This window comes from Streptomyces sp. NPDC002619 (genome assembly GCF_042889305.1).
In the GTDB taxonomy this organism is placed as follows: Bacteria; Actinomycetota; Actinomycetes; order Streptomycetales; family Streptomycetaceae; genus Streptomyces.
Map to the genome: position 1 here is coordinate 184,655 of NZ_JBIAQV010000010.1, position 26,485 is coordinate 211,139.

19 protein-coding genes are annotated in these 26,485 nt (G+C 72.9%); 1 reads left to right on the forward strand and 18 read right to left on the reverse strand.

The features are described 5' to 3' along the window. The 5 genes from ACFYXB_RS18955 to ACFYXB_RS18975 all read right to left on the reverse strand — a co-directional run bounded on the left by ACFYXB_RS18955 (position 1) and on the right by ACFYXB_RS18975 (position 7,787). Positions 1-960 carry an ABC transporter ATP-binding protein gene (locus tag ACFYXB_RS18955; RefSeq protein ID WP_389583558.1) on the reverse strand — a complete coding sequence of 320 codons (960 nt, stop codon included), beginning with the start codon at positions 958-960 and terminating at the stop codon, positions 1-3. 58 nt (positions 961-1,018) lie between these two features. Next, positions 1,019-3,736, reverse strand: coding sequence for an FtsX-like permease family protein (locus tag ACFYXB_RS18960; RefSeq protein ID WP_389583560.1), 2,718 nt, complete (start codon positions 3,734-3,736; stop codon positions 1,019-1,021). Between the two features lies 1 nt (position 3,737). After that, positions 3,738-3,896: a hypothetical protein gene (locus ACFYXB_RS18965; protein WP_389583563.1), complete on the reverse strand. Its 159-nt coding sequence runs from the start codon at positions 3,894-3,896 to the stop codon at positions 3,738-3,740. 1 nt (position 3,897) lies between these two features. Then, the gene (locus ACFYXB_RS18970; RefSeq protein WP_389583567.1) at positions 3,898-7,206 is read right to left on the reverse strand and encodes an FtsX-like permease family protein; all 3,309 of its coding nucleotides are present in this window, start codon (positions 7,204-7,206) and stop codon (positions 3,898-3,900) included. 176 nt (positions 7,207-7,382) lie between these two features. Then, on the reverse strand, positions 7,383-7,787 hold the full coding sequence (locus ACFYXB_RS18975; RefSeq protein ID WP_389583570.1) for a globin: 405 nt from the start codon (positions 7,785-7,787) through the stop codon (positions 7,383-7,385). A gap of 130 nt (positions 7,788-7,917) precedes the next feature. On the opposite strand from ACFYXB_RS18975, the gene ACFYXB_RS18980 reads away from it, so the two are divergent. Continuing rightward, positions 7,918-8,913, forward strand: a complete 996-nt coding sequence (locus ACFYXB_RS18980; protein WP_389583573.1) for a methyltransferase domain-containing protein — start codon at positions 7,918-7,920, stop codon at positions 8,911-8,913. A 5-nt stretch (positions 8,914-8,918) separates the two neighbouring features. Here ACFYXB_RS18980 and ACFYXB_RS18985 read toward each other — a convergent pair whose 3' ends face one another. The 13 genes from ACFYXB_RS18985 to ACFYXB_RS19045 form a co-directional block, all read right to left on the reverse strand. After that, a complete protein-coding gene (locus tag ACFYXB_RS18985) occupies positions 8,919-10,256 on the reverse strand; it encodes an FHA domain-containing protein (protein WP_389583576.1) in 1,338 nt (445 codons plus the stop codon). Positions 10,257-10,336: 80 nt separating this feature from the next. Continuing rightward, positions 10,337-11,683 (reverse strand): VWA domain-containing protein, encoded by a 1,347-nt coding sequence (locus tag ACFYXB_RS18990; protein ID WP_389583579.1) that lies wholly within the window; start codon positions 11,681-11,683, stop codon positions 10,337-10,339. A 138-nt stretch (positions 11,684-11,821) separates the two neighbouring features. Next, a complete protein-coding gene (locus ACFYXB_RS18995) occupies positions 11,822-13,129 on the reverse strand; it encodes a PP2C family serine/threonine-protein phosphatase (RefSeq protein WP_389583581.1) in 1,308 nt (435 codons plus the stop codon). 3 nt (positions 13,130-13,132) lie between these two features. Beyond that, positions 13,133-15,643 carry a tetratricopeptide repeat protein gene (locus ACFYXB_RS19000; RefSeq protein ID WP_389583584.1) on the reverse strand — a complete coding sequence of 837 codons (2,511 nt, stop codon included), beginning with the start codon at positions 15,641-15,643 and terminating at the stop codon, positions 13,133-13,135. Continuing rightward, positions 15,640-16,974 carry a hypothetical protein gene (locus tag ACFYXB_RS19005; RefSeq protein WP_389583587.1) on the reverse strand — a complete coding sequence of 445 codons (1,335 nt, stop codon included), beginning with the start codon at positions 16,972-16,974 and terminating at the stop codon, positions 15,640-15,642. The genes ACFYXB_RS19000 and ACFYXB_RS19005 overlap by 4 nt, the downstream gene beginning before the upstream one ends. Before the next feature lie 81 nt (positions 16,975-17,055). Beyond that, entirely contained in the window at positions 17,056-18,123 is a 1,068-nt protein-coding gene (locus ACFYXB_RS19010) for a glutamate ABC transporter substrate-binding protein (RefSeq protein ID WP_389583589.1), read from the reverse strand. Positions 18,124-18,140: 17 nt separating this feature from the next. Further along, entirely contained in the window at positions 18,141-19,586 is a 1,446-nt protein-coding gene (locus tag ACFYXB_RS19015; protein WP_389583592.1) for a hypothetical protein, read from the reverse strand. 159 nt (positions 19,587-19,745) lie between these two features. After that, positions 19,746-20,717 carry an N-acetylglucosamine kinase gene (locus ACFYXB_RS19020; protein WP_389583595.1) on the reverse strand — a complete coding sequence of 324 codons (972 nt, stop codon included), beginning with the start codon at positions 20,715-20,717 and terminating at the stop codon, positions 19,746-19,748. Continuing rightward, complete coding sequence (locus ACFYXB_RS19025; RefSeq protein WP_389583598.1) at positions 20,708-21,973, reverse strand: 6-phospho-beta-glucosidase; 1,266 nt, start codon at positions 21,971-21,973, stop codon at positions 20,708-20,710. Before ACFYXB_RS19025 ends, ACFYXB_RS19020 begins: the two co-directional genes overlap by 10 nt. 7 nt (positions 21,974-21,980) lie before the next feature. Further along, a complete protein-coding gene (locus tag ACFYXB_RS19030) occupies positions 21,981-22,874 on the reverse strand; it encodes a carbohydrate ABC transporter permease (protein WP_389583600.1) in 894 nt (297 codons plus the stop codon). A gap of 2 nt (positions 22,875-22,876) precedes the next feature. Beyond that, positions 22,877-23,818 (reverse strand): sugar ABC transporter permease, encoded by a 942-nt coding sequence (locus ACFYXB_RS19035; protein ID WP_351356584.1) that lies wholly within the window; start codon positions 23,816-23,818, stop codon positions 22,877-22,879. Beyond that, positions 23,818-25,170 carry an ABC transporter substrate-binding protein gene (locus ACFYXB_RS19040; RefSeq protein WP_389583603.1) on the reverse strand — a complete coding sequence of 451 codons (1,353 nt, stop codon included), beginning with the start codon at positions 25,168-25,170 and terminating at the stop codon, positions 23,818-23,820. Before ACFYXB_RS19040 ends, ACFYXB_RS19035 begins: the two co-directional genes overlap by 1 nt. A 57-nt stretch (positions 25,171-25,227) precedes the next feature. After that, positions 25,228-26,439: an ROK family transcriptional regulator gene (locus ACFYXB_RS19045; protein WP_351356590.1), complete on the reverse strand. Its 1,212-nt coding sequence runs from the start codon at positions 26,437-26,439 to the stop codon at positions 25,228-25,230. Positions 26,440-26,485: the final 46 nt, after the last annotated feature.

The window sequence follows — 26,485 nt, forward strand, 5'->3', positions numbered from 1 at the left end:
CTACTCCCGCTCCTGGCTGTCGTCGGGCCACACGCCGATGTGGTCCTGTTCCAGTTCCAGGGCGACCCGGTCGCGCATCCCCAGGGTGGCGGTGTACTCGGCGGGGAGCTGTAGGCGGCCGGCGCGGTCGAGCATGGCGTACTCGCGGGCCACCACCGTCTCGTGGCCGGTCGTTGCGTCGACCTCGCTGCGGCGCAGCACCTCGGTGGAGGTGCGGCCGTCCCGGATGGCGACCGTGCGACGGACCTCGTCGGCCACCGCCTGGTCGTGGGTGACGATCACGATGGTGGTGCCCAGCCGCTCGTTCGCGGTGCGGAAGGCGTCGAAGACCTGCGCGGCGGTGTGGGAGTCGAGTTCGCCGGTGGGTTCGTCGGCGAGCAGCACCGAGGGGGAGTTGGCCAGGGCCACCGCGACGGCCACGCGCTGCTGCTGGCCGCCGGACAGTTCGTTCGGGCGGCGGTCGCGGAAGTCGGCCGCGTCCAGCAACTCCAGGAGTTCCAGGGCGCGTTCGGCACGGGCGCGGCGGCGCACGCGGGTGCCGGACAGCTGCATCGGGAGGGCGACGTTCTGGGCCGCGGTCAGATACGGCAGGAGGTTGCGGGAGGTCTGCTGCCAGACGAAGCCGACGACCTCGCGGCGGTAGGCGAGGCGGTCCCCGGCCGTCATGGTGAGCAGATCCCGGCCCGCGACGCGGGCGGCCCCCGCGGTCGGAGTGTCAAGCCCGGCGAGGATGTTCATGAGCGTGGACTTGCCGCTGCCCGAGGCGCCCACCAGGGCCATCAACTCCCCCTCGCGGACCAGGAGATCGAGCCCCTGGAGCGCCTGCACCTCCACCCCGTCGGTGGAGAAGATCCGGACCAGACGGTCGCAGGTGATCAGGGCGTCGTGCCCGTAGGCGGGGCGGTTGCGGGCCTCGGTGACCCGGTCGGCGAGGTCGGTGAGGGTGGGGTTCGTCGTCATCGGGTCTCCTGGACGGTTGCCCTGCGTTGCCCTGAACTGCGGTCGAGCGGTTGCTGGTTCATCGCGTGTCCCCCGCCCTCAGCTCGCCCACCGAACTCCGTCTCCCCGTCCACCACGCCTGCACCCCCGCGACCCCCACCGCCACCACTACGACGGCGATCGCCGGAACGGTCAGGGACAGCACGTCCGTGTGCAACTCGGCTTCGTCGACCTGGGTTTGGGCCGAGGCCAGCGCGATGGCCGTCAGATCGACGCCGGGGGACAGGAGCCGGATGGCGGCCGAGCCGGTGAGCGCGCCCCCGGCAGCGGCGAGCAGGGCCTGTGGGAGGGACTCCAGGACGAGGAGGCCGCGGCCCTGGGAGCGGGTGAGGCCCATGGTGCGCAGCCGGGCGAGGAGCGCGGCGCGTTCGGGGCCGGCGCGCAGCAGGGCGAGGAGCAGCGCCACGACGGCGTACCCGGCGCCCGCCGCCACCGCCGCCGCGTACACGCGCTCGGCACCCGACTGGAGCGGCGAGTCGGCGTACCGTGCCCGCTCCTCCGCCCGCAGGTCCACGGCGCCCGCGCCGCCCACCGCCCGGCGCAGCGCCCGCCCGTCCACCTGGTCGCCCGTCACGAGCAGCGCGGTGGGCCGGGCGGCCGTGGCGCTGAGCCCGGCGCGGTCCACGACGAGGAAGTCGGCACTGGTCACGGCCGGGGTCAGGGACCGTACGACGGTGATCCGGACCGTGACCGACGTGCCGTCCTCCAGCCGGACCAGGAAGGGCCGCCGGGTGCCGTACTGCCGGGCCACGGACGGCGAGGCCAGCGCGGGCAGCGGGCCGCCGGACGCGGGCCGCTTCAACTGCCCCTCCCCGAAGGGGCCGAGGCCCATCCGTGCCGCCAGCGCCCCGTAGGAGTCCGGCGCCACGCCCACCAGCGGCACCGAGTCCTGGTCGTCCTCCGGTTTCGCCTGGTACGCGATGCTCACCGCGGCGACTGCACGCACCCCGGACGCGCTCCGGACCCGCTCGGCGAGGCCGGACGGGAGCGGGCCGTCGGCGTCGACGCGGGCGTCGGCACCGACGGTCAGCAGGGACGCCCGGTCGCGGGCCTCGTCCACACCGGCGAGGACCGAACCGCCGAACGCGGCGGTGGTCAGCGCGGTCAGCAGGGCGAGCAGGGGCAGCACGGCGGAGACCTGGGTACGGCCCGCGCGGGCCAGGGACAGCGGGCCCACGGCGCCCCGCAGCCGGCCGGCGGGACGGGCCAGCCGACGCAGCAGGAACGGGTAGATGCGGACCAGGAGCAGCGCGGCGATCACGCCCACCAACACCGGGGCGACGGACACCAGTTGGCCCCCGGACGTGCCGCGTCGCCGCAGCGCCTCCACCGCCGCCGCGGCCAGCACGAGCAGGGTCAGCTCCGCGACCGTACGGCGCCGGGACGGACGTACGCTCGCCACGTCCTCGCGTGCGGCGGCGACCCGTACGGACCGGTGGGCGAGCGCGGCGCGTAGCGGGAGCGCGGCGCAGGCGGCGGCCGTGACCGCGAGGGCGGCGGCGCAGGCGTATGCGGCGCGGCCCTCAGGGACGGCGAGGAGCGCGGCCAGCAGGCCGAGAGCGCCCGCCGGTACGACGACCACAGCCGTCTCGGCGAACAGCCGGGCCGTGAGGCCGCGCAGGGAGGCGCCGCGGGCGCGCAGCAGGGCGAGTTCGGTGCGGCGACGGTCGGCGGCGAGGCCGCCCGTCATCAGGAGGACGACGCCGGCGACCGTACCGGTGCCGGAGGCGGCCACGGAGACCAGCGGGGCGATGCTCGAGCGCAGCCGGGAGTAGGAGGTCAGGACGTCGTCGAGGCCGGTGTTCACCTCTGCGTCAGGGTCGGTGAGGTCCCGGGTCCGTTGCAGCCCGGGACCGGATTCCAGGGCGGCGACGACGGACTCGAGGCGTCCGGTGTCGTGGGCGTGCAGGGCGCCGTTGTCAGGGGCCAGGAGCCAGTAGCGCAGATGGCTGCCGCCGGTGCCCAGGATCGCCGGGGCGGCGTCCGGGGCCAGCAGCAGGGCGCCTAGCCAGTACGTGGCGGGGTCCGAGCCCAGCGAAGGCAGGCTCACCAGGGTCGGTGTGCGCAGCAGAGGGAGCGTCGACCAGTAGGCGCCGGCGGGGTCGCGTGGGGTGAGGATGGCCGTGACACGGACGGCGAGCGGGGCGCGGGCCACACCGGGCACGTGGACGACCGAACCCACCTTGATGTGCAGGCTCCTGGCCGTGGCCGCGGTGACGGCGGCCTCCGCCTCGGTGGCCGTCGCGTCGACCGCGCCCGTGGCCCGAGGCAGCCGTCCCTCGCGCACCCGCGCGTGCTCGGCCAGGCCGTTGTGCGCAAACAGGGACACGTGCGCGGGCAGGCCGGACGGGCGCGGTATCCAACGGTCCGGCACCGGGGTGCTCTTCGCGGTGCCGACGCCGTACGACGACTGGGCGCGGTCGATCGCCAGCGGTGCCCTGACGGTGGTGAGGACCTTCTCGAACTGGTCCCTCAGGGTGTCGGGGCGCACGGCCGCCGCCTGCTCGGCCGGGGGCAGCATGACATCGGGCTGCGGGGCGGTGACCTGCACGGTGAAGTGGTCGGGGCGGGCCTCGCGGAGCGCGCGCAGCAGTCCGGCGTCCTCGTACCGGTCGACCGCGCGCGGGAACGCGGCGGCCAGACAGGCGGTCAGCGCCACCAGGAGCGCGAGCGCGCCGGCGGTCAGGGGCGCGGTCCGCAGCCGGGTGCGCACCCACGGGGCGACGACGGGGTTCATGTCACTCACCTCCTTGGTCGCGCAGTGCGTTCGTCGGATCCGGCCGGCGGAGCGCCAGGACCGTCGTGGCGGTCGGGCAGGTGGTCGGCGTCATTGGGAGGGCGAGTGCCGCGGCGGCCAGGGGCGACGTGGGCCCCCATGGGGCGACGACGGGGTTCATGTCACTCACCTCCCTGGTCCCGCAGCGCGCTCGCCGGATCCGCCCGGCGCAGCGCCAGCGCCGCCGTGACGGCCAGCGGCGCCGCTGCCACGGCCGTGAGCAGCAACGCGACCTGTCCGGGCGGGAGTTCGACGAGCAGATCCGGTACGGGTCTGGTGGCGTCCGCGGTCAGGACGATCAGCGGGAGCACGGCCCGGGTCAACACGGTGCCCAGGGCGACACCCACCACCAGGGCCAGACCCACCAGGACGCCCTGCTCGGCGGCGATCGTCCGGGCCAGCTGGCGGCGCGGGGCGCCCAGGGCGCGCAGCACCGCGAACTCGGCGCCGCGCTCCCGCAGCGACCCGGCCGCGCTCACCGCGAAGCCGACCGCGGCGAGCGCCGCCGCCACCACGGCCGCTGCCGCGAACGCCGCCTCCGGGCCCGCGCCGAACGGGTCGTCGCGCAGCTCGGCCGCGATCTCGTCCCGCACCACGACGTCCCCCGGATCGATGTCCGGCAGGGCCCGGGCCGCCGCGGCCACCGCCGCCGCGTCGCCCGGCGCGGCCCGCAGCCACCACTCGGTGGGCGTGACGCCTTCTCCGTCCTCTTGCTCCAGCGCCCGGTTCACTGCGCGGAGGTCGAGCAGCACGGCCCCGCCGTCCTTCTCGCCGGAGGCCGTCGGGTCGGCGGTGGTGGGCAGGGCGTGTACGGACCGGACGATCCGTGCCGACAGGCTCCGGCCGCCGAACGTGACCTGGACACGCTGCCCGGGGCGGGCGCCGGCCGAGTCCAGGAAGCGGTCGGTCGCCACGGCCGTGACCTCGGGCGCCGCGGGCTGGGCCACCCGCAGCTGGACTGTCAGCACCGGGGCCAGCCAGAAGCCGTCCTCCGGGACGTAGCCCGTGCCGTACGCGACGGTCAGCGGACCGGACGACGACACCCGCGGCCGGGTCGGGTTGGTGGCCGGGCTGAGGTCGGTGTCGTTGCTGATGGAGGCCGCCGCCGTCCAGGTATGGGGCAGGGCCAGACTTCGTACCGTCCCGCCGGTGCCGGTGGCGGTCAACTCCGAGACGGAGAACCGGTGCTGCTCGGCCCTCGCGGCGGGCTGGGGCAGGTCGAGCCGGAGCCCGGTGAGCGTGGCCGGGCCGGCGGCGGCGGTCAGGTCGGCGGTGAGGGTGTGCGGGCGGCCGTCGGCGGGCAGCCGCCCGAACAGCACCTGGTAGGGCACCCCGTACCCGTCCTCCAGGGTCGCCGTCACGTCGGGCGTCGCGCCCGGACCGGGGGAGCTGCGCACGGTCGCCGTCAGCGCGAGCCGCGCGGTGCCCGCGGGCACCTGGGCCCCGGCGGCGGAACCCTTGTGAGCGAGCCCGGCCAGCAGCGGACGCACCGGCTCGGACGCCAGGTCGCTCCGCATCAGCATCGCGTCCGCCGCGTGCGCCGTGTCCAGGGCCAGCACGGTCGCGGTCCGGTCGCCGGACAGGGGCTGTGTGGTGCGCACGGCGGGGGCGGCCTCCTCGACGTGCGGGAGGGCCGCGTAGGTGTCGGTGCGGCCGAGTCCACCGCCACCGCCGGACAGGATCCGCACCGGCACGCCGGCCCGGAAGTCGGCCTGGTCGTCCTGCGAGCGGTGCCAGGAGGCACCCTGTCCGATCGCCAGCATGCCGAGCGCGACCGCGAGGACGAGCAGCAGCACGGGGCCGGCTCCGCGCATCGGACGGCGGCTGAACTGCCAGCCGGCCAGCGCCACCGGCAGTCCGCGCCCGGCCACCGCCCGGCGCTCCGCGAGCCGCGCCACCGGCGGCAGCAGCCGCAGCGTCAGCACGGTCCCGGCGAGCAGCGCCAGCGCGGGCGCCGCGACCAGCAGCGGGTCGATGCCGAGCGTCCCCGACCGGTTCGCGCCGACGGCACCCGAGGTCTGCCGGTTCAACTGCCAGTACGCCACCCCGGCCACGACCAGCAGACCGACATCGGCACCGGCACGGACGGGAGCGGGCAGGCCACCGGAACCGGGAGTGCGCGCGCCGCGCCGCCGAGGTGCCCAGAGGGCCCGCCGGTTCTGATCGCACCTGCTCTCTCCGCCGCCGTCCGCCAGCGCCGGCGCCGTCACCGCCAGCGCGCAGCCCAGGGCCACGCCCGCCGCCACCAGCCACACCCCGGCCCCTCCGCCCGCCGGTGTGTCCAGGTGCAGGCCGATGCGGGCCAGTGTGCCCTGCCCGGCCAGCAGACCGGTGAGCGGACCGGCGAGCAGCGGCGCGCCCACGGCCGCGGGCACCGCCAGCAGCAGCGCCTCCCCGGCGGCGAGGCCGGCGATCCGGGCCCGGGAGCCGCCGCGCGCCCGCAACAGCCGCCTCTCGCCAGCGCGTTCGGCGCTCAGCAGCCGGGCCACCAGCAGCAGGGCGTACCCGGCGAGCAGCACGAGCTGCAGGGCGACGATCAGGAGTGTGGACCGGGAGACGAGCAGGGAGCGTTCGACGCGGTCCAGGACGTCGGGCAGGGAGGTGGCCGAGAGCGTCACACCGGTCAGCGCGCCCGGTTTCCTGAGCGCCTCGGCGCCCTCCCGCGCCGTCTCGCGCAACGTGCCGATCCGGCCGGTCGTCATGCTGCCGAAGTCGGCCGACGCCAGCCATGCGGACGGCCCGGCGCTCACCGCCTTGCCGGTGAGGACCGAGGGATCGGCGAGCAGCGGACCGTACGTCGTGAAGCCGGACTTCTTGATGCCACGCCCGAGCAGGTCGTCCAGCCGCCAGTAGGCCGCGGTGGCATCGGCGGGCTGGTACAGGCCGGAGACGCGGACTCGTACGGGCGGGCCGTCCAGCCGGTCGGCCAGGGTGAGCCGGTCGCCCGCCGACAGCCCGAGGAGCTGGGCGGCGGCCTGGGGCAGCGCCACCTCGACGTCCCCGGAGCCGGGGCGCGGCAGGCGCCCGGAGACCAGGCGCACCTGTGTGCGGTCCAGCGCCGCGAGATAGGTGAGGTCGGGGTCGCCGGAGCGCTCGGCCGGGGACTGCAGGGAGCGGGGCAGCGCGTACGGGCCGGACCGCACCAGGGTCCGTACCGTCACCGGCAGCCCGTCGAAGGTGCGCCGCGCGGCCTGCCGTACGGCGGCGTCCGCGGCAGTGCGCCTGTCCGCGGGCACCTCGGCCTTGACGATCAGCGCGGTGTCGGCGGCGTTGCGGGGGTCGTCGAGGGAGTGGCGCAGGGACGCGTCGCCGATCGCGCCGGAGTAGGCGGTGAGCGTCGCCAGCACCGCTGTGGTGAGCAGGACGGTGAGCAGCGCGGCGGCGAGCAGCAGACGGTGCGCCTTCGCGCGTAGCACGACGAACACCGTCACCCGGCCCCCCGGTTGCAGCCCGACCCCAGGAGTCCCCCGGGTTGTATAGACCTCCGGGCGATGCTGTCAGAGGGACCGGTCACCGGTAAGCGCTTGTACTCCGGACTTGACCGGATCGTGACCGGATTCCGGCGCCGTACGACCGGAATCCGGGGCTCAGCCGGCGATCACGCCGGTCACTCGGGGGTGTTGACCATCGACGCGGCCGCGTACGTCAGGTAGTTCCACAGCGTGTGCTCGTGCTCCTCGGAGAGGCCGAGCTCGTCGACCGCCACCCGCATGTGCCTCAGCCAGGCGTCGTGCGCGGCTCTGTCGACGGTGAACGGGGCGTGCCGCATGCGCAGCCGGGGGTGGCCGCGGTTGTCGCTGTACGTCGTCGGCCCGCCCCAGTACTGGATCAGGAACAGGGTGAGCCGCTCTTCGGCCGGGCCCAGGTCCTCCTCCGGGTACATCGCCCGCAAGGCCGGATCCTCGGCGACCCCCTCGTAGAAACGGTGCACGAGCCGACGGAAGGTCTCCTCCCCGCCGACCTGCTCGTAGAAGGTCTTCTCCTGAAGCGTGCCGCGCCGAATCTCTCTCACCCGTCCATGGTCTCAGAAGGGGTGGCCGAGGACTCAAGGCCTAGGACCGCCGGGATCACGGCCGGCCCGGTACGCGCCCGGGGTGCCACCGGTACTCGCCCGCGGGCGCCGCACACCGCACAGTGGAGCTATGGGCGCGCATGCTCCCGATCGGGACGACCAGGACCTCGCCGGCCTCGCGGCCACGGCGCGGGCCGGCCTCGTGCGCGAGATCGAGGCGAGCGGGGCATGGGCGGACGACCCGGTGTGGCGGGAGGCGTTCGCGGCGGTGCCCCGGCATCTGTTCGTGCCGTACTACTACATCGGCGTCGTCGGCGGCTACGAGCGGTGCTGGGGCGAGAGCCCCGACCCGCGGGCGCGCGAGCGCTGGTTGTACGGCGCCTACGCGGACGCCCCGCTGGCCACCCGAGTGCGCGACGGCGAGCTGGTCTCCTCCAGCAGCCAGCCCTCGCTCATGGCGATGATGCTCGCCGCACTGCGGGTCGAGGACGGCGACCGGGTCCTGGAGATCGGCGCGGGCACCGGCTACAACGCGGCCCTGCTCGCCCACCGGCTCGGCGACGACGACCTCGTCACCACCGTCGACCTGGAGCCGGAGATCACCGAGTCGGCGCGGCAGCATCTCGCTGCGGCCGGATACCACCCGGTCGTCGTCACCGGCGACGGAGCGCGCGGCGTCCCCGTACGCGCCCCCTTCGACCGGATCATCGCGACCTGCACCCTGCCGTCGGTGCCGCGCGCCTGGCTCGACCAGTGCCGCCCCGGCGCCCGGATCCTGACGCCCATGGCCACCGGCCTGCTCACGCTGACCGTGCGCGACGCCGGGCACGCCGAGGGCCGCTTCCTGTACACCCCGGCCTACTTCGTCCCGCTGCGCGGCGAGTACCGGACCGAACCGGAGCCGGCGCCCCTGGACGGAGTGCCGCGCCGGGCCCGCGACCACGAGCTGTTCCGGTTCCTGCTGGCCCTGACCCGCGGCGGTCTCGATGCACGCGAGGCGTACGACCTGTGGGAGCGCGAGGGCACGCCGGGGCGCGAGCGGTACGGCGTCACGGTCGACGGCGAGCGCGAGTGGGCGTGGCTGGACGACCCGGAGGGGCCGTACACCTGGCCCCTCCCTGGCTGAGGGACTCAGCCCCGGCGGATCGTGATCGTCGTCCAGGCGCCCACGTGGACCCGGTCGCCGTCCTGGAGCGGGACGGGGACGAAGGGCTGGATGGGCTCCTCCGAGCCGTTGACCGTCGTACCGTTCGTCGAGTTCTGGTCGACGACCGCCCAGCTGCCGTCGGGCTGCTGGACCAGCACCGCGTGCTGGTGGGAGACGCCCGGGTCCTCCGGCGGCACCGACAGGTCGATGTCGGGGGTGTCACCGGTGGAGTGCCGGCGGCGGCCGATGGTGACCTGGTTGCCGGAGAGCGTGCGCAACTGCTCGGGCGAGTACGCGGGCAGGTTGAGACCCGCTCCCTCGGGGCCCGAGCGCTGCATCATCGCCATGAAGTAGTCGCGGTCCGGGCCGATGGTCGCCGTCCAGGTCAGCGGACCCTGCTGCGCCTGCGGGTAGCCGGGGCCGGGCGGGGCCTGGGTGGCGCCGGGCTGCGGGTAGCCGTAGTCGCCGGGGCCGGCCGGGTTCGCGGACGACGGCGGGGAGATCACCCAGTCGTCGTCACCGCCGCCGAAGGACGGACCGCCGGTCGGCGGCCGTCCGGTCTCCTGCGGGAAGGCGGGCGGCGCGGGCTGCTGGAAAGCCTGCGGAGGGCCACCGGCCGTGCCGCCGGGACCGGCGGGCGGCGTCGGCCCGGGCGGCGGCGGAACCGGCCGGGAGGGGTCGCCACCGAAGGCGCCGGGGACGGCAGGCCCACCGGGCGTGGGGGGAGCGGCGGGACCCGGCCCGCCACCGAAGACGGAAGGACCCGACGGACCGCCCGGACTCTGCCCTTGACCTGGGCCCTGACCGCCACCGAAGCCCGACGGACCCCCGGGACCACCCGGACCCGGACGGCGTTCGCCGCCGAACGGCGTCGGTCCCGACGGCTCGCTGCCGAACGGCGGGATCGGCTCCGCGGGGCGGTTCATCTGCGACGGCCTCGAGCCCTGGTACTCGTACGAGTCACCGCCGCCGTAGGACTGGCTCGGCGGGGTGAAACGGGGAGCCGGGTTCGGCGCCGACCGGGGCGGCGCGGCCGGGGTGTACGAGGTGGCCGTGTTCGTCAGGAAGTTCCACCGGCACTCCTCGCAGAACGGCGCACCGCCCTCACGGGGCGTACGGCACTGCGGGCAGAGCTCCGGCTCCTGGTTCGGTACGGCGGAGAGGTGCGGGCGTCCGGGCCGCCCGGCGGGGTCGCCGGGGAAGCCGTAACCGCCGGCGGGCGGCGGGGGAGGGGGCGGAGGTACGGCACCGGCCATGCGGTGACCGCAGACCTCGCACCAGTCGTCGGAACCCGACTGGTGTCCGTTCGGGCAGGTCGGCATGTCGGCGCGTCCCCCTCTCTGTCAGGGTTTTTCCTGAGTCGTTCGGTATTGCTCTGTGGTCGTTCGGTGTTGCTCTGCGTTCACTTCTTTACACGAACAGTCTTTGTGGACCGTGTCTCGAGGGTCATCTCGTCGGCCTCCGCGACCCTCGCCTTCAATCGCACAGTACCTGTCGCGGCGTCGACCACGTCCACCACCTTCGCAAGCAGTTTCGCAGTATCCGCGTTGCCGGAGGCGCTGGCGAGCTGAACGGCCCGGCCCAGTTTGGCCGTTGCCCCATCCATATCGCCCGCTTTGCGAAGGTCGAGGCCCTGCTGGATGGCCTGGGCGAGTTCGGCCTGCCCGGTGTAGTGGGCGACTTGGGGATTGATCGAGGTGGATGCGGCCATGTCGTCGGTCCACACGGCCCGTACGAGACCCTGCGCGCCCAGGTTCTGCACCGTACCGTCGGGTTGGGGCACGACCAGCGAGACCCGGGCGGCCAGCATCTCCTGGCCGAGGTCGGCCACGGGGACCTCGACGCAGACGTGGTAGTCACGCGACTCGTCGCCCCAGGAACCGGTGGGATAGTCCCCGGCCCGCGGGCCCGCCTCAGTGCGGCGGTCGGTCAACTCCTCGACCGTGGGCGCCACTTGCTTGACGAACTTGATGGTCGTGCCCACCGGCGTCCACACCCGCAGGGCGACGTCCGCGACCTCCTTGCCCATCGCCGTCTCCATCATCTGCGTGAAGTCGGCGGCCAAGCCCGCAGGATCGGCGACGATGTCGGCGGTGCCGAGCAGGGCGGAGGCGATCCCTGTGACTTCTTTCACTTCCCAGTCGGTGCCCACGCCCCGCGCGTCACAGGTGAAGCGTCCGGCGCAGGAGTCGAGCGCCACCTTCAGATCCTCGGGCGACTCGTGCTCGTTGCGGCCGTCGGTGAGCAGGATGCCGTGCCGGATGGCGACGTCGGCGGAGGACAGCAGACGGTCGGCGAGCCTGAGCCAGGTGCCGATGGCGGTGCCGCCGCCCGCGCTGAGCTTGCGCAGCGCCTGCTTGGCCTGCTCGCGCGTGGTGCGGTCCGCGACGGCGAGGCCTCCGCCTCCCGGATAGACCTCCTTGGCCAGGTGCGTGCCGCCGATCACCGCGAAGTGCGTGCCGTCGCGCAGGGTGTCGATCGCGGCGGCCGTGGCGTCGCGGGCGTTGCGCATCTTGGTCGGCGGGTAGTCCATCGAGCCCGAACAGTCGACCATGAGCGCCACGGCGGCGGACGGGCCCTGGCCGGGCGAGTACATGTGCGGTGCCGCGACCGCGGTGCCGACGGTGCCGCCGCCGGTCGCCGTCACCGTGACGATCGCGTTGACCTCGCGGCCGCCCTCCGGCAGATACTCGTTCTGGTAGACGTCCATCGAGAACTGCGGCACGTTCGACTTCGAGAAATTGGCCATGACTGCTCTGGTCCCCCTCTGAACCCACGGCTGTGTGGGCGACGACTGTATGCGGACCGGTCCCCTCCGATCCGCTGGGGCTTGCCCGTGTGCGGCTGTGCGTCCCTCTGCGTCCTTGTGCGGCCGTTATGGGCGGCCTCAGCCCGATCCTGCCCCGGTCTGCGGGGCCGGGAACGGCACGAGGGCCACTGTTACGTTGTCGTGGCCCCCGCCGTCCAGCGCGTGGCCGACCAGGACCTGGGCGCTGTGCAGGGGACGCGCGGCGGCATCGAGGGGCAGGACCTCGGCCATCTCCTCCGCGCTCTCCGCGTAGTTCCACAGGCCGTCCGTGCACACCACCACCACGCCGGGCCGGTCCGGCTTGAACGAGGCGGTGTGCGGTTCCAGTTCGTAGGCGTCGGCGCCGAGCCAGCCGGTGATCGCGTGGGCGCGCTCGTCGGCGTACGCCTCGGCCTCGCTCATCAGGCCCGCGGCGACCATCTGCGCGGCCCACGAGTCGTCCTCGGTGAGCCGGACCGGGGGCGAGCTGCGGTCCATCGGCACCCAGTAGGCGCGGCTGTCGCCGACCCAGCCGACGACCAGCAGACCGGCGGTGACCACCGCGCCGACGATCGTGCAGGCCGGGGCGTTCTGGTGCGGGCTGTGCTCGCGGGCCTCGGCGGGCTCCTCCGCCAGCGCGTTGACCGCGTCCGAGGCGGCGACGATCGCCTCGTGCATGGCCTGCTGCGGATGCGTGCCGCGCGGCAGGGCCGCGAGCAGCGCCTCGCTCGCCGCCCGCGACGCGGCGAGCGAGGCCTCGTCCGGGCGGGTCGCCGAGGACACGCCGTCGCAGACGACCGCCAGAGCCACGGGCGAGCCGTCGGGCTGCGTGGTGTGGCCGACGGCGAAGGCGTCCTCGTTGCGGTGGTGGCGCAGTCCGCGGTCGCTGACCGCGGCGACCGGGCCCGACTCCTGCTCCATGTGGTCGCGTTCGCGGGGCTGCGCGTGTCCGCAGTTCTCGCAGTAGCCGTCGCTGTCGACGCGCCCGGACCGGCAGGCCACGCACATCTTGGCCTCCTCGGCGGCGGGCACCCGTGGGTCCGGCGCCTGCAGCGGGTAGTCGTCGGGCTCCGGCGGCCGGTCGAACCGTACGCCCGAAGCCGGGGACACCGGGGAACCCGACGGCGCCGGCAGCGGGGTGCCGGCCGAGTCGGTGCCCGGCAGGTCGGTCGGCAGATGCACCGCCGGAGGTGTGCCGGAGCTGTCCGGCTCGGAGGCGACGGGCCAGTCCACGCCCTCCCCCGGCGCGTCGGAACCGCTCATGGTGAGCGTCGGGTGGTCATGCGGCGGGGCGGGCACCACCGAAAGGTCGTACCCGCACGCGCCGCAGAAACGGTCACCCGACTCGAGCGGCTCCGCGCAGCTCGGGCACTTCGACAGTGCGGTCTGCTGGGGCATCTGCGACATCAACTACACCCACGTCCGGGGGCGGTAACGGTTGGCCCGCTCCACCAGGTCGATCCTCTCCTCGCCGCCGGGCGCGAGCCGGGCCAGCGTGCGGTACGAGCGTTCCAGGCCGAAGCGGAGTCCCCGCTCGTCCAGACCGCTGCCCAGAAGCACCCGTCCGCCGGCGGCGGGCTGTGCGCCCTGGCCCCCGGAGAGTATCCAGTCGAGCGCGCAGCCGAGGACCTCCGCCGACAACTGCTCGCGCCGCGCCGGGTCCAGACCGTACGCGTCCAGGGCCTCGACCTGTCCCGCGGCCGCGGTCAGGTCGTCCAGGAACGGTACGTCCCCGGCGACCGCCGTCCGCTGTCTCAGGCGTGCCCGTACGGCGGCCACGCGGGCGGCCGTGTAGTGGATGGACGACTCCGGCACCGACTCCAGCGTCCGTACGGCCCCCCGCCGGTCGCCGGCCGCGAGCTGGACGCGCGCGAGGCCGAACGCGGCGCTCACGAAGCTCGGGTCGGTCGACCACACCAGGCGGTAGTACTCGGCGGCGTTGTCCAGCTGGCCGAGCACCTCGGCGCACAGACCGAGCGCCAGCTTGGGCGCGGCCTCGCCGGGGAAGGCGTCGTAGATCGCGTCGAAGGCCAGCGCGGCGCCCTCGAAGTCGCCGGTGACCAGGGCGGCCACGCCCCGGTACCACACCACCCGCCAGTCGTCGGGCCGTTCCTCCTCCAGCTCGGCCAGCGACATCAGCGCGGCCTCGGAGTCGCCGATCTCCAGCCGGGCGCGGATCTGCCTGAGCCGGGTCTCGACGGTCTGCGCCGGCGCCGCGGCGAGCGCCCCGATCAACTCGCCGGGCGCGGACGTCATCAGACCGGCCAGGAACCCGGCGTTGGGGTCGGCCGGGTCGACGAGCGGGACGGGCAGGGCGAGGGAGGCGCCGGGGGTGGCGAGGGGCTTCACGATGCCGGGGGTGCCGTTCGCGGACTCGAGCGCGGGCGCGGGCTTCCGGCCGTCCGGCGTCACCCGCGCCCCCAGCCGTGACACATCCCCGTCCAGCCTCGGGAACAACTCCGTGTCCGTGACCTTCAGTTCAGGGCCGAACAAGGTCGACAGCGCCGGCCGGGGCCGCCCCGTCTGGACGGACACGACCTCGCGCAGGACGCCCGTCAGCTGTTCGGCCATCTCCTGTGCGGAGGCGAACCGGCGGGCCGGGTCGGGGTCGGTGGCGCGGACGAGGAGCCGGTAGAAGGACTCGTACTGCCGGAAGACCTCGATGTTGTCCGGGTCGGGCAGGGAGTCCACGAAGACGTTCGTGTAGCCCTGGAAGTCGAACGTCAGGACCGCGAGCGTACGGCCCACCGTGTAGAGGTCGGAGGCGACCGACGGGCCGACCTCGGCGACCTCCGGCGCCTGGTAGCCGACCGTGCCGTAGATGGCCGACTCGTCGTCGTCCATGCGGCGCACCGCGCCCATGTCGATCAGCTTGAGCTGGTCCTCGGTCTGGATCGCGTTGTCGACCTTGAAGTCGCAGTACAGCAGGTTGCGGCTGTGCAGATGGCCGAGCGCCTCGAGGGCCTCGATGCCGTACGCGCACGCCTGCTCCACCGGCAGCGGGTCCCGCTTGCCGTCCTGCGTGCGACGGGCGTTGGCGATCTCCTTCAGCGACTTGCCGCCGACGTACTCCATGACGATGTAGCCGTCGAGGGAGCCGGTGCGCTGGTCGAGGTGCTCGACGAAGTTGTAGATCCGCACGATGTTGGCGTGCTCGATCTCCGCGAGGAAGCGCCGCTCCGAGATCGCCGCGGCCATCGCGTCCTGGTCGCCGGTGTCCAGCAGGCCCTTCATCACCACCCAGCGGTCCGACACCGCACGGTCCACCGCGAGGTAGATCCAGCCCAGCCCGCCGTGCGCCAGGCAGCCCACGACCTCGTACTGGCCGTGCACGACGTCCCCGGCCTTCAGCTTCGGCACGAACGAGTACGGGTGCCCGCACTTGGTACAGAAGCCCTCCGTACGCCCCGTCCGCTCCCCGCGTGAACGCCCCACCGGCGCCCCGCAGTCGGAGCGTGAGCAGAACCGCTTGCGCTCCGGCACCTCGGGGTTGTCCAGGACCATCGCGCGCGGGTCGGGCTTGGGCACCTGCGGGACCGTGACCAGGCCGGCCCCGAGCCGACCGCGCCCCGAGGAACCTGCGGTGGATCCTGAGCTGCGCACCGACACCGAGCGGCCGGTCGAGCTGCCCGACAGCGCGCGCGACAGCCTGCCCGACACAGAGCGCCGCGACTTCGACGACTGCGACGACGTACGCGAACTGCGGCTGCTGGTGCGCGAACTCCCGCTGCCCGACGAGCCCTTGCCGCCGCCCGTGATCCCGGTGGGCGGCGAGCCCACCATGCCTCCCCCAGAGGGGGGACCCCCAGCCGAGACGACCGGGGCGAGACCGCAGGTGTCGCAGTACAGCTCACCGCCGCCCACGTCCTCGTAGGTCCCGTCGCAGCCCGGCCGCTGGCACGGCTGTCCTGCCTGACTCATGGCTGGCCACTCCCCCTCCGGTCCTGAGGCCCGCCCTGATGCGGCACCCGTGGGGCGGCGAGCTGTTCGGCCGCCGCCTGCTGGTAGCGCAGCACGGCCTGTTCGGCGACCCGCAGATCACAGGGCGCGCTCCACAGCATGCGGCGCGCCGCGTCGTACCGCTCGACGAGGAACGGGTCCTCCGCGAGCCCGTGCCGGGCCACCTTTGCCTTGTACGCGTCGAGCCGGCCGCGCAGCTCCGCGCGGACGGCCAGCGGCGCGGTGACCGCCGTCAACGACTCGCGGGCGCGCAGCAGTTCGTCCTCCGCCTTCTCCTCCAGGGATTCCAGGAGCGGGGACAGCCGGTGCCACTGGGCCGATCTGCGGTACTCGGCGGCCGTCGCCAGCTGCTCCTGGAGCACCGTCGGCGGTCCGCTGACGACCGGCACCTCCGTCGCGGCGATCTTCGCCAGGACCTCGCCGCGTGCCGTGCGGGCCTCGGCGAGCGTGCGGTCCGCGCGCGAGAGCACGTCCCTGAGCTTGATCAGCCGGTTCTCCGCGTCCTGGCGTACCGCCAGCACGGCGTCGATCTCCCGGCGCACGTCCTCCAGGGCGCGCGCCTCACGGTCGTACACCGTCGTGTCGGGCCGGCCGCCACCCGGCGCCGAACTGCCCTGCGCCGCCACCCAGTAGGCCAGCGGGTCGGAGACGACCTCCTCGCGCAGCTTCGTCAGGGTGCGGGTGATGCGCTCCAGGTCGTCGCCGGCCGGGTGCTCGCCGGGGCGCACGCCGACCGAGTGCGCGAGGGTGCGGGTGCGCTGGAGTTCGGCGGCGAGTAAATCGATCCGGGCGGGCAGCGCCGACCACACCGCGTCGGCGGCGACGACCATGCTCAGCGAGGACGCGTACAGCTCGTTCATCCGGTCCACCAGACCGGCCAGTGAGAACCGCTCGCTGAGCCGGCCCCCGGCGGACAGCAGCGTCGGCGCGTTCGCCGTCGCCGTGGCGCTGCCCGCGACCGTCACCGCCTCGCCGCGCAGCAGTTCGGTCAGCTCCAGCAGGTCCTCGCGGCTGGACCAGCGGCGGCGGGCGCGGATCTCGCGGGCGTGGCGCAGCGCGTCCGTGTACGCGTCGAAGTACGCCCACAGCAGCGTGATCGACGCCTCCGCGGCCGTCCAGCGCTCCTTGGTCGTGCCGGTCAGCTCGGCGCCTTCGAGAAGCCGGCGGCCCGCGTGGTCCAGCAGGGCGAGGAGCGAGCTCTCGATCGCCTCGTGCTCCGCGCCGAGCCGCGCCAGCGCACGGTCCACCTCGTCCCGGTCCAGCACCGGCCCGGCGGGGTCCGTGGCGCCCATCGATCACCTCTCGCTGCTGTGGTGTTCCTGTCGGGGTCTTGTCGGTTGAAGTTCTGCCCCAAGATCGCTCATTCGACGCCGTCAGCTCTTGCGCAGGTACTGAGGCGCGGGAGGCTTCGACGGAGTCGAGTCCTTCCCCAGTGTCGCCGACAGCCAGTCGTCGTACGACTTCTGCCAGCCGCTCGCGCGGTAGTCCACCAGGATCTGATTGACCCGGCGTACCAGATCGGTCGCGTCCTGTTTCATCGCCACGCCGTAGTACTCGGTGGTGAACGCGGCGCCCTTCAGTTCGACCGTCGGGTCCTGCGCGGCCTGGCTCGCGGCGAGCGCGCCGTCGGTGACGACCGCGTCGGCCTCGCCGAGCTGCAAACGCACCAGGCAGTCAAGCTGGTTGGGCACCGTGAGCGAGATGTCGGCGGAGGCCGGCAGCCTGCCCGCCTTCTTGTCCTCGTCGAGCTTGGTGTACGCCGTCGAACTGGTCGCCGTGCAGATCCGCTGGTGCGCCAGCGACTTGTCGTACCCGGTGATCGGCGACGACTTGGGCGCAAGCACCTGCTGGCCCGTCTTGAAGTACGGGGCGGAGAACGCGACTTGGCCGATGCGGTCGCAGGTGATGGTCATCGTGCGCACCACCATGTCGACCCGGCCCTCCTGGATCGCCGGGATGCGCTGGCTGGTGGGGATGGCCTTGAACTGGACCGCGTCCGGGTCGCCGAGGATGTCCTGGGCGATCCGGTGGACCAGGTCGATGTCGAAGCCCTCGAGCTCCGCGTCCTTGTTGTTCGGGTTGCGGTAGCCCCAGCGGTAGCTGTTCTGGTCGACGCCGACGACGAGTTTGCGCTTCGCGCCCGTACGGGACTTGATGGCGTCGATGGTGGCGCCGTCCGCCCCCGACGGGGACAGCGTCTGCTTCTCCGGGTCCTTGCAGGAGTCGGCCCGCGCCGGGCTGCCGGTGGCGACGCCGGGGCCGCCGATGCCCGGCTCCTCCTCGTGCGCCTGGGTCAGCGGCAGCAGCAGGACGAACGCCAGTGCCAGCGCGCACAGGGCCGCCATGGCGCCGACCCCGCCCCAGCCCCGCAGGGAGGCCCGCAGCCGCCGGTACAGGTGTCCGGCGCCGTGTGGGCGCCCCTCGTCACCGCGTGCGAGCATCGTCGTCGCGCCCCCTCTCACCGGTACTCCGAAAGCCGGCGCCCGATGCCGAGCACCGCGCCCGCCGCGCCGAGGACGCCGAGGACGGCGGCGCCGACGGGCAGCCCGGTCATCGCGTCCAGGCCGTTGCCGGCCGACTGCCTGAACTCGTTCTGTTCGTGCCTGAGCGCGCTCGCCAGGTTGGCGTCCACGCTGTCGAAGCACTCGCCGGTCGCGCCCTTGGCGCCGATGACCTTGTCGAGGGCCGTCTGGTAGTTGCCGTTCTCGTCCTCGGTGCGTGCGGAGGCGTGGCGCTCCTTCCACACCTTCATGTTGCCCTCGGCGGCCACCACCGGCCTGCTGCCCGCGGTGTCGTCGGCGAGCTTCATCGCCTGGGCCAGGCCCTTACCGAGGACGGTCATGTCCTTGTCGAAGTCGTAGTAGTAGGCGTCGTACGTCTCCTCGCCCACCTTGACCGTGTCGGCGCCGCGCGCCACCAGGCTCAGGTTCTCGTTGCCCCGGGCCTTGAGGGAGGCGATGCGGGCGTCGTGCAGCACGTTCAGCGAGCGGACGCCGTGGTCGTACGAGCCGTTGAGGCCTGCGCGGGCGACGGTGTGGCCGACGACCAGCCACAGCAGGACCACCGCGGCGGTCGCGGTGGCCGCGACCAGACCGTGGTTGAGGACCCGGTTGGTGTGCCGGTAGTTGCGGCGCTGCGCCCAGGCCAGCGCGGCGAGCGCGACGACACCCAGGGCGATCGCGGCCCACGGGTACGGCGTCGCGTCCCCGTAGTCGTCCCGCAGCCGCTGGTTCTCCTTCTTGTAGAGATCCTCGGCCGCCGGGAGCATCTGCTTCTGCATCACGTTGTTCGCGTACCGCAGATACGCGCCGCCCACCGGATAACCCTGCCGGTTGTAGGTGCGGGCCCGCTCGACCAGGCCCTTGTACCGCGGGAGCAGCGTGTTGATCTTGGAGATGGCCTCCGCGGACGGCGAGTTCGGCTCCGAGTTGGCGGCGGCCGTGACCAGCTTGGCGGCGGCCGTACGGATGTCCTTCTCGTACCGGTCGCGGGAGGCGGCGGTCTCCTGGCCGCCGGCGAGGAAACCGCTGGAAGCGGCCGTGTTGGCGTCGGCCAGCGAGCGGTAGATGTCGGCGGCGTCCGAGCTGAGCGGCTGGCTGCGGTGCAGCACGTCGTCGGCGGCGGCCGCGCGGTCGGTCGTCTGCCAGGCGGTGACCGCGCCGAACGCGACGACCAGCAGGGCGAGGACGGCACCGATGAGGCGCAGCCGGCCCGGCTCGGTGGTCGCGGCGGCGCGCAGCCGGTCGGCACCCTCGGCGAGCGCCGTGCGTCGGGCAGGCGCGGGTGCCGGTGCCCGGGACCCGGCGGCGACCCCGGACTGCGGCGGGATCGCGGGCATGGTGGGCACGCCGGAGGCCGGCCCCGGTCCTGGCGGTGCCGCGCTGCTCTTCGGCGGATGTGTCACGTCGACCTCCCCCATGGTCATCCTGTCGCCGCCAAGTATCGCCGCCGGCACCGACATCCGCACCAGTTGCCTCCGGCGGAGAGCCGGATTTCTTCACCGCCCCTGCTCATGAATACGCGGCGGGAATCTGTTCGGTTCCCCGCTGTTCGCGCGGGCTGATCAGGATTCCCAGTGGGCCCGCGCCCGCTCCTGCGCGTCGGCCCCCGCGCCCATCCGGTCAAGGCCCAGCAGCGCCGCGCCCAGCACCGGGCTCGCCGTCACCACCCGGGCCACCGCCTTGGGCGCGCGGGCCGCGAGCAGGCCCCGTATGCCGTCGTCCAGTTGGGGATGGCCGGCCGTCAGAACGCCGCCGCCCAGCAGCACCGGCGTCTCCTCGTCCAGCAGGTCGAGGCGGGTCAGGGCGACGCCTGCCATGGCCACCACCTCCTCGGCGAGACGGTCGACCAGCGCGCGGGCCACCACGTCGCCCTGCGCGGCCGTCGCGAACAGCACCGGCGTCAACTCGTGGCGGCGGGCCGTCTCGACGTGTTCCAGGTGCAGCGCCTCGATGAGGGCGTACATGGAGTCCAGGCCGAAGTGGGCCGGGAGGGTGCGCACCAGCTCCGTCGCCTCCCCCCGGCCGTCCTCCGCCCGCGCCGCGAACCACAACGCCTCCTCGGCCAGGCCCCAGCCGCCGCCCCAGTCACCGGAGATGCGGCCGATGGCCGGGAAGCGGGCGGTGCGGCCGTCGGGGCGCATGCCGACGCAGTTGATGCCGGCCCCGCACACCACGGCGACGCCGAGGGGTTCGGCCACACCGGCGCGCAGGATCGCGAAGGTGTCGTTGCGCACCTCCACCGACTCGCCCCACGCGCGCGCGTGCAGCGCAGCGGCCAGCTGCTCCTCCTCGACGGGCAGGTCGGCGTTGGCCAGACACGCCGAGACGTGCGCGACGGAGGTGACGCCGGCGGCGGCGTACGCGCGCGTGACCGCCGACGCCAGCTCGTCCACCGCCTCCTGCACACCCACCGCGGGCGGCCGGAAGCCGCCCCCGCGGGCCGTGGCGAGGACGTGCCCCTCGGCCGTCAGCACCGCGACGTCGGTCTTGCTGTTGCCCGCGTCGATGGCGAGGACACTTGCTCTCAGGCCCACGCCAGGTGCTCCCGGTTGTGCGCGATCAGTCGGTCGGTGAGGGCTTCGGCGTACTCGTACTGGCCGATCAGGGGATGGGCCAGCAGCGCCTTGAACACGCGGTCCCGGCCGCCGCGCAGCGCCGCCTCCAGGGCCAGGTCCTCGTACGCCGTCACGTTCGCCACCAGCCCCGCGAACAGCGGATCGAGCTCGGCCACCGGCAGCGGCACGGCGCCCTTGGGACCGACCGCCGCCGGGACCTCGATCACCGCGTCGTCCGGGAGGAAGGGCAGCGTGCCCTTGTTGTACGTGTTCACCACCTGGTACGGGCTCCCGGCACCGCGCAGCAGGGACGCCGCGAGGTCCACCGCCGCCTCCGAGTAGAAGGCGCCGCCGCGCTTGGCGAGCAGGGCCGGCTTCCCGTCCAGGGCCGGATCGCCGTACATCTCGAGCAATTGCCGCTCCATTTGCGCGACTTCGGCCGCCCTGCTGGGCCTGGTGCGCAGGTCTCGTACGACCTCGTCGTGCGCGTAGAAGTAGCGCAGGTAGTACGACGGGACCACGCCGAGGCGGTCGAGGAGGGTCCGGGGCAGATGCAGGTCGTCGGCGATGGTGTCGCCGTGCTCCGCGAGCAGTTCGGGCAGGACGTTCTCGCCCTCGGGGCCGCCCAGGCGCACGCCCGTCTCCCAGGTGAGGTGGTTGAGCCCCACGTGGTCAAGGTGGATGTCGTGCGGGGAGGTGCCGAGCATGGCGGCGAACTTCCGCTGGAAGCCGATCGCCACGTTGCACAGCCCGACGGCCCGGTGCCCGGCCTGGAGCAGGGCGCGGGTGACGATGCCGACGGGGTTGGTGAAGTCGATGATCCAGGCGTCCGGGTTGGTGCGGCGGACCCGTTCGGCGATGTCCAGCACGACCGGTACGGTCCGCAGTGCCTTGGCGAGGCCGCCCGCGCCGGTGGTCTCCTGGCCGATGCAGCCGCACTCCAGGGGCCAGGTCTCGTCCTGCTGCCGGGCCGCCTGCCCGCCGACGCGCAGCTGGAGCAGCACCGCGTCGGCGCCCTCGACGCCGGCGTCCAGGTCGGAGGTGGTGACGATCCGGCCGTCGTGCCCCTGTTTGGCGAAGATACGGCGGGCGAGGCCCCCCACCAGCTCCAGGCGCTCGGCGGCCGGGTCGACGAGGACCAGCTCCTCGACGGGCAGGGTGTCCCGCAACCGGGCGAACCCGTCGATGAGTTCGGGTGTGTAGGTCGACCCTCCGCCGACCACGGTGAGTTTCATATGTGGTTCAACCCTTCACTCCGGTGAGCGTGACGCCCTCGACGAACGCCTTCTGGGCGAAGAAGAACACGAGGATCACAGGGGCCATGACCAGTACGGTCGCGGCCATGGTGAGGTTCCAGTCGGTGTGGTGGGCGCCCTTGAAGGACTCCAGGCCGTAACTCAGGGTCCAGGCGCCGGGGTTCTCGGACGCGTAGATCTGCGGGCCGAAGTAGTCGTTCCAGGCGTAGAAGAACTGGAAGAGCGCGACGGCGGCGATGCCGGGCCGGGCCATCGGCAGCACGACCTTCAGCAGGGTGCGCAGATCACCACAGCCGTCGACCTTCGCCGCGTCCAGGTACTCGTTGGGAATCGTCATCAGGAACTGGCGCAGCAGGAAGATGGAGAACGCGTCGCCGAACGCCATCGGGATGATCAGCGGCCACAGCGTGCCCGACAGATCCAGCTGTTTCGCCCAGAACAGATACATCGGGATGATGATCACCTGAGGCGGCAGCATCATCATCGAGATCACCAGCATGAGTGACAGGTTCCGGCCCCGGAAGCGGAACTTGGCGAGCGCGTACGCCACCGGGATCGACGACACGACGGTCAGGACGGTGCCGAGACCGGCGTAGATCAGCGTGTTCTTCCACCAGGTGAGGAAGCCGGGGGTGTCGAAGACCTTCCGGTAGTTGCCCCACTCCCAGGTGTGCGGGATCAGGTCCCGGCTCAGCGCCTGGGAGTCGCTCATCAGGGAGGTCAGGAAGACGAACACGAAGGGCAGGACGAAGAACAGCGCGGCGGCGACCCCGAGGGCGTGGACCGCGATCCACTCCAGCAGCGCCCTGCGGCGGGCGGTGCGCGCGGCGGGCGATACGGGAGTCCTCAACTCCACCGGTTTGTCCAGTACTTGGGCCATGATCAGTCACCTGCCTGGATGAGACCGCCCCGGCGCCGCATCAGGAACGCGGTGAACACCATCGACAGGGCGAAGAGGACGAGGGCGACGACACACGCGGAGCCGTAGTCGAAGCGCTGGAAGCCGAGGTTGTAGACGAGCTGGGGGAGGGTGAGCGTGGACTTGTCCGGGTACCCGGGCTCGAACTGCGTGCCCGCGCCCTGGATCACGCCCGAGGCGACCTTCCCGGCGATCAGCGGCTGGGTGTAGTACTGCATGGTCTGGATCACGCCGGTGACGACCGCGAACATCACGATGGGGGAGATGTTCGGCAGCGTGACGTACCGGAAGCGCTGCCAGGCCGAGGCGCCGTCCAGCTCCGCCGCCTCGTACTGCTCCGTGGGTACGTCGAGCAGCGCGGCCATGAAGATGACCATCAGGTCGCCGACGCCCCACAGGGCCAGCAGGGTCAGGGCCGGCTTGGACCAGGTGGGGTCGTTGAACCAGCCGGGCGCGGGGATGCCGACTTTCTCCAGGATCGAGTTGACGGGGCCCGTACCGGGGTTGAGGAGGAAGGCGAAGGCCATCGTCGCGGCGACCGGTGGGGCGAGGTAGGGCAGATAGAAGAGGGTGCGGAAGACACCCGTACCCGTCTTGATCTTCGTGATGAGCATCCCGACGCCGAGCCCGAATACGACCCGCAGGCTCACCATGATCAGGACCAGCCAGAGGGTGTTGCGCAGGGCCGGCCAGAAGAGTGGGTAGTGCTCGAAGACGTACGTCCAGTTCTTCGCGCCGCTCCACGTCGGCGGCTTGAAGCCGTCGTAGTGCATGAACGAGAAGTAGACCGTCGAGATCAGCGGGTACGCGAAGAAGACCGCGAAGCCGATCAGCCACGGTGACATGAAGGCGACCGTACGAAGCGCCGCCCGGCGGCGCTTCGACGCGAGGGTGATCGTGCTCATTACTGGGCCTGTGCGATGTCCGTGTCGATCTGCTTGGCCGTGCTCGCCAGGCCGGACTTGAGGTCCTTGGCCTTGCCGCTCTCGTAGTCGTAGCCGAACTGCTGGATCGTCACCAGGTAGACGCCGCCGTTGACCGAGGCGGGCGTGGTGGTCGAGTTCGGGTTCGCGGCGATGTCCAGGAACGTCTTGAAGCGCGGGTCGTACTTCAGCTTGGGCGACTTGAGCGCGGCCAGCGTGGACGGCACGTTGTGGATCGCGTTGGAGAAGCCGACCACCGCGTCCGTGTCCGTGGTCATGTACTTCACCAGCTCCCAGGCCGCGTTCTGCTTCTTGCTGGTCGCGGCGATGCCGGCGATGGTGCCGGTGATGTAGCCCTTGCCGTACTGCGCCACCTGGTCGTCGGGCACGGGCAGCGGGGCGACGCCGATCTCGAACTTCGGCTTGGCCTCCTCCGCCATGCCGAGCCGCCACTCGCCGTCGAGCTGCATGGCGACCTGACCGGTGTGGAAGGGGTGCTTGGCGCCCCACTCGTCGCCGAGCGTGGCGCGGAACTTCTCCAGCTTCTGGTAGCCGCCGAGTTCGTCGACGAGCTTCTTCTGGAGGGTGAAACCGGCCTGGAAGGCGGGGTCCTTGGCGAGGTTCGACTTGCCGCTGGAGTCGAAGTACGTCGGCGAGAACTGCGCGAAGTAGTGCTCGGTGGTGGATTCCCAGCCGTGGTAGTTCGGCATGAAGCCCAGCTGCTTGTAGCTGTCGCCGTCGGGGACGGTCAACTTCTTGGCGTCGGCCTCGAATTCGGACCAGGTCCTGGGCGGGGCGGCGATGCCGGCCTTCTCGAACGCCGTCTTGTTGTAGTAGAGGCCGTACGCGTCACCGAGCAGCGGCACCGAGCAGCGGTCGCCGTCGAACTGGGTGTACTCGTTCATCGCCTTCGGGAAGGTCGTCTCCGGGTCGATGCCCGCCTTCTTGAAGAAGGGGTTGAGGTCGACCAGCGCGCCCGACGAGCAGAACTTGCCCACGTTGTTGGTGGTGAAGGAGGAGATGACGTCGGGGGCCTTCTCGCCGCCCGTGCGCAGCGCCTGGTTGATCTTGTCGTCGGTCATGTTGCCGACCACGTTCACATGGATCTTGGGGTGGGCCTTCTCGAAGCCCGCGACCAGCGACTTGACGGCCGCCACCTCGTTCGGCGCGCTCCAGGCGTGCCAGAAGTTGATGGTCGTCTCCTTGGAGGCGTCGTCGGACGCGCCGGAGTCGGACTGACCGGTACAGGCGGTGGTGAGCAGGGCCAGCGAGGCGGTGAGGGTGGTGAGGGCGAAAGCCGTCTTGCGGGCCACGGAGGGTATGACTTCGGGCATGGCGGGGTCTCCCAAGGGCGGGCGGTGTCGGGAAGGGGGATGAGGCCGTGCGGGGGCTCAGCGCGAGGTGTCGAAGACCTCGTCACGGGTGGTGGCCAGCGCGCGCTCCAACGCGCCGCGCAGCACCGGGTGTTCACGTACGTCGCCGACGACGAGCCGGGGGCGGGGCGCCGCCAGCTCCTCCAACTCGGCCTGGACGAGGGCGCGCAGCACCTCGCCGCCGGCGGTGAGGGCGGTGCCGCTGAGGACGACGAGCTCGGGATCGAGGACGGAGACGAGCGAGGCGAGACCGGTGGCGAGCCGGGTCGCGTACGTCCGCAGCAGCTCGCGGTACGGACCGGAGGCGTGATCGGCGGCGCGGGCCACGAGTTCGGCGGCGACGTCGGTGTACGGCCCCGCCGGGATGTCCGCGATGCCGAGTTCCCGGGCCAGCCGGGGCACGGCCTGCGAACCGGCGAGTTCCTGGTAGCCGCCGCTGTTGGCCTTGGTCACTTGGCGCACGAGGGGCGTGCCCGGCACCGGCAGGAAGCCGACCTCACCGGCTCCGCCGGTCCAGCCGCGGTGCAGCCGGCCGCCGAGGACCAGGGCGGCGCCGAGGCCCTCCTGGTTCCACAGCAGCACGAAGTCGTCGTGGCCGCGGGCCGCACCGAGGCGCTGTTCGGCGAGGGCGACGAGGTTGACGTCGTTCTCGTACTCGACGGGCATCGGCAGCGCGGCGGCGAGTTCGTCGAGCAGCGAGGGCGAGTGCCAGCCGGGCAGGTGCGAGGCGTACCGCAATCGCCCGGTGTTCGGATCGAAGGCGCCGGGCGTGCCGATGACGAGCCGATGGATGTCGTCCCTGGCCAGCCCGGCAGCCTTCACGGCACCGTCGAGGGCGTCGCCGACCTGTCGTACGACGGGATGGGCGGGCCGTCTCCCGGGCGTAGGCAGCTCGAACTCACCGACCGTGTGGCCGGTGATGTCGGCGACGGCGGCGCGGATGCGGCCGGGCGTGACGTCGAGGGCGGCGGCGTGGGCGGCGGCCGGATTGACCGCGTACAACTGGGCGTTGGGCCCCGGCCGCCCCTCGCTGGTCCCGGTGACCAGCACCAGCCCCGCAGCTTCCAGCCGGGCGAGCAACTGTGAGGCGGTCGGCTTGGACAGGCCGGTGAGCTTCCCGATCCGGGTACGCGACAGCGGCCCGTGCTCCAGGAGGAGGTCCAGTGCGGCGCGGTCGTTCATGGCGCGCAGGACGCGCGGGGTGCCCGGTGTACTGGCGGATCCTGCCATGCGTCCCCCCACCTGCCTCTCCGGCTGCCCAGCCTTCCAGCGACAT

Excerpts from the sequence above, each read along its gene's own strand:
- ACFYXB_RS19005 (WP_389583587.1), bottom strand. The coding sequence starts at position 16,974 with ATGGGCGCCACGGACCCCGCCGGGCCGGTGCTGGACCGGGACGAGGTG.
- ACFYXB_RS19040 (WP_389583603.1), bottom strand. The coding sequence starts at position 25,170 with ATGCCCGAAGTCATACCCTCCGTGGCCCGCAAGACGGCTTTCGCCCTC.
- ACFYXB_RS19030 (WP_389583600.1), bottom strand. The coding sequence starts at position 22,874 with ATGGCCCAAGTACTGGACAAACCGGTGGAGTTGAGGACTCCCGTATCG.
- ACFYXB_RS18990 (WP_389583579.1), bottom strand. The coding sequence starts at position 11,683 with ATGGCCAATTTCTCGAAGTCGAACGTGCCGCAGTTCTCGATGGACGTC.
- ACFYXB_RS18995 (WP_389583581.1), bottom strand. The coding sequence starts at position 13,129 with ATGTCGCAGATGCCCCAGCAGACCGCACTGTCGAAGTGCCCGAGCTGC.
- ACFYXB_RS19035 (WP_351356584.1), bottom strand. The coding sequence starts at position 23,818 with ATGAGCACGATCACCCTCGCGTCGAAGCGCCGCCGGGCGGCGCTTCGT.
- ACFYXB_RS19010 (WP_389583589.1), bottom strand. The coding sequence starts at position 18,123 with ATGCTCGCACGCGGTGACGAGGGGCGCCCACACGGCGCCGGACACCTG.
- ACFYXB_RS19000 (WP_389583584.1), bottom strand. The coding sequence starts at position 15,643 with ATGAGTCAGGCAGGACAGCCGTGCCAGCGGCCGGGCTGCGACGGGACC.
- ACFYXB_RS18960 (WP_389583560.1), bottom strand. The coding sequence starts at position 3,736 with ATGAACCCCGTCGTCGCCCCGTGGGTGCGCACCCGGCTGCGGACCGCG.
- ACFYXB_RS19045 (WP_351356590.1), bottom strand. The coding sequence starts at position 26,439 with ATGGCAGGATCCGCCAGTACACCGGGCACCCCGCGCGTCCTGCGCGCC.
- ACFYXB_RS18980 (WP_389583573.1), top strand. The coding sequence starts at position 7,918 with ATGGGCGCGCATGCTCCCGATCGGGACGACCAGGACCTCGCCGGCCTC.
- ACFYXB_RS18955 (WP_389583558.1), bottom strand. The coding sequence starts at position 960 with ATGACGACGAACCCCACCCTCACCGACCTCGCCGACCGGGTCACCGAG.
- ACFYXB_RS18965 (WP_389583563.1), bottom strand. The coding sequence starts at position 3,896 with ATGAACCCCGTCGTCGCCCCATGGGGGCCCACGTCGCCCCTGGCCGCC.
- ACFYXB_RS19025 (WP_389583598.1), bottom strand. The coding sequence starts at position 21,973 with ATGAAACTCACCGTGGTCGGCGGAGGGTCGACCTACACACCCGAACTC.
- ACFYXB_RS18985 (WP_389583576.1), bottom strand. The coding sequence starts at position 10,256 with ATGCCGACCTGCCCGAACGGACACCAGTCGGGTTCCGACGACTGGTGC.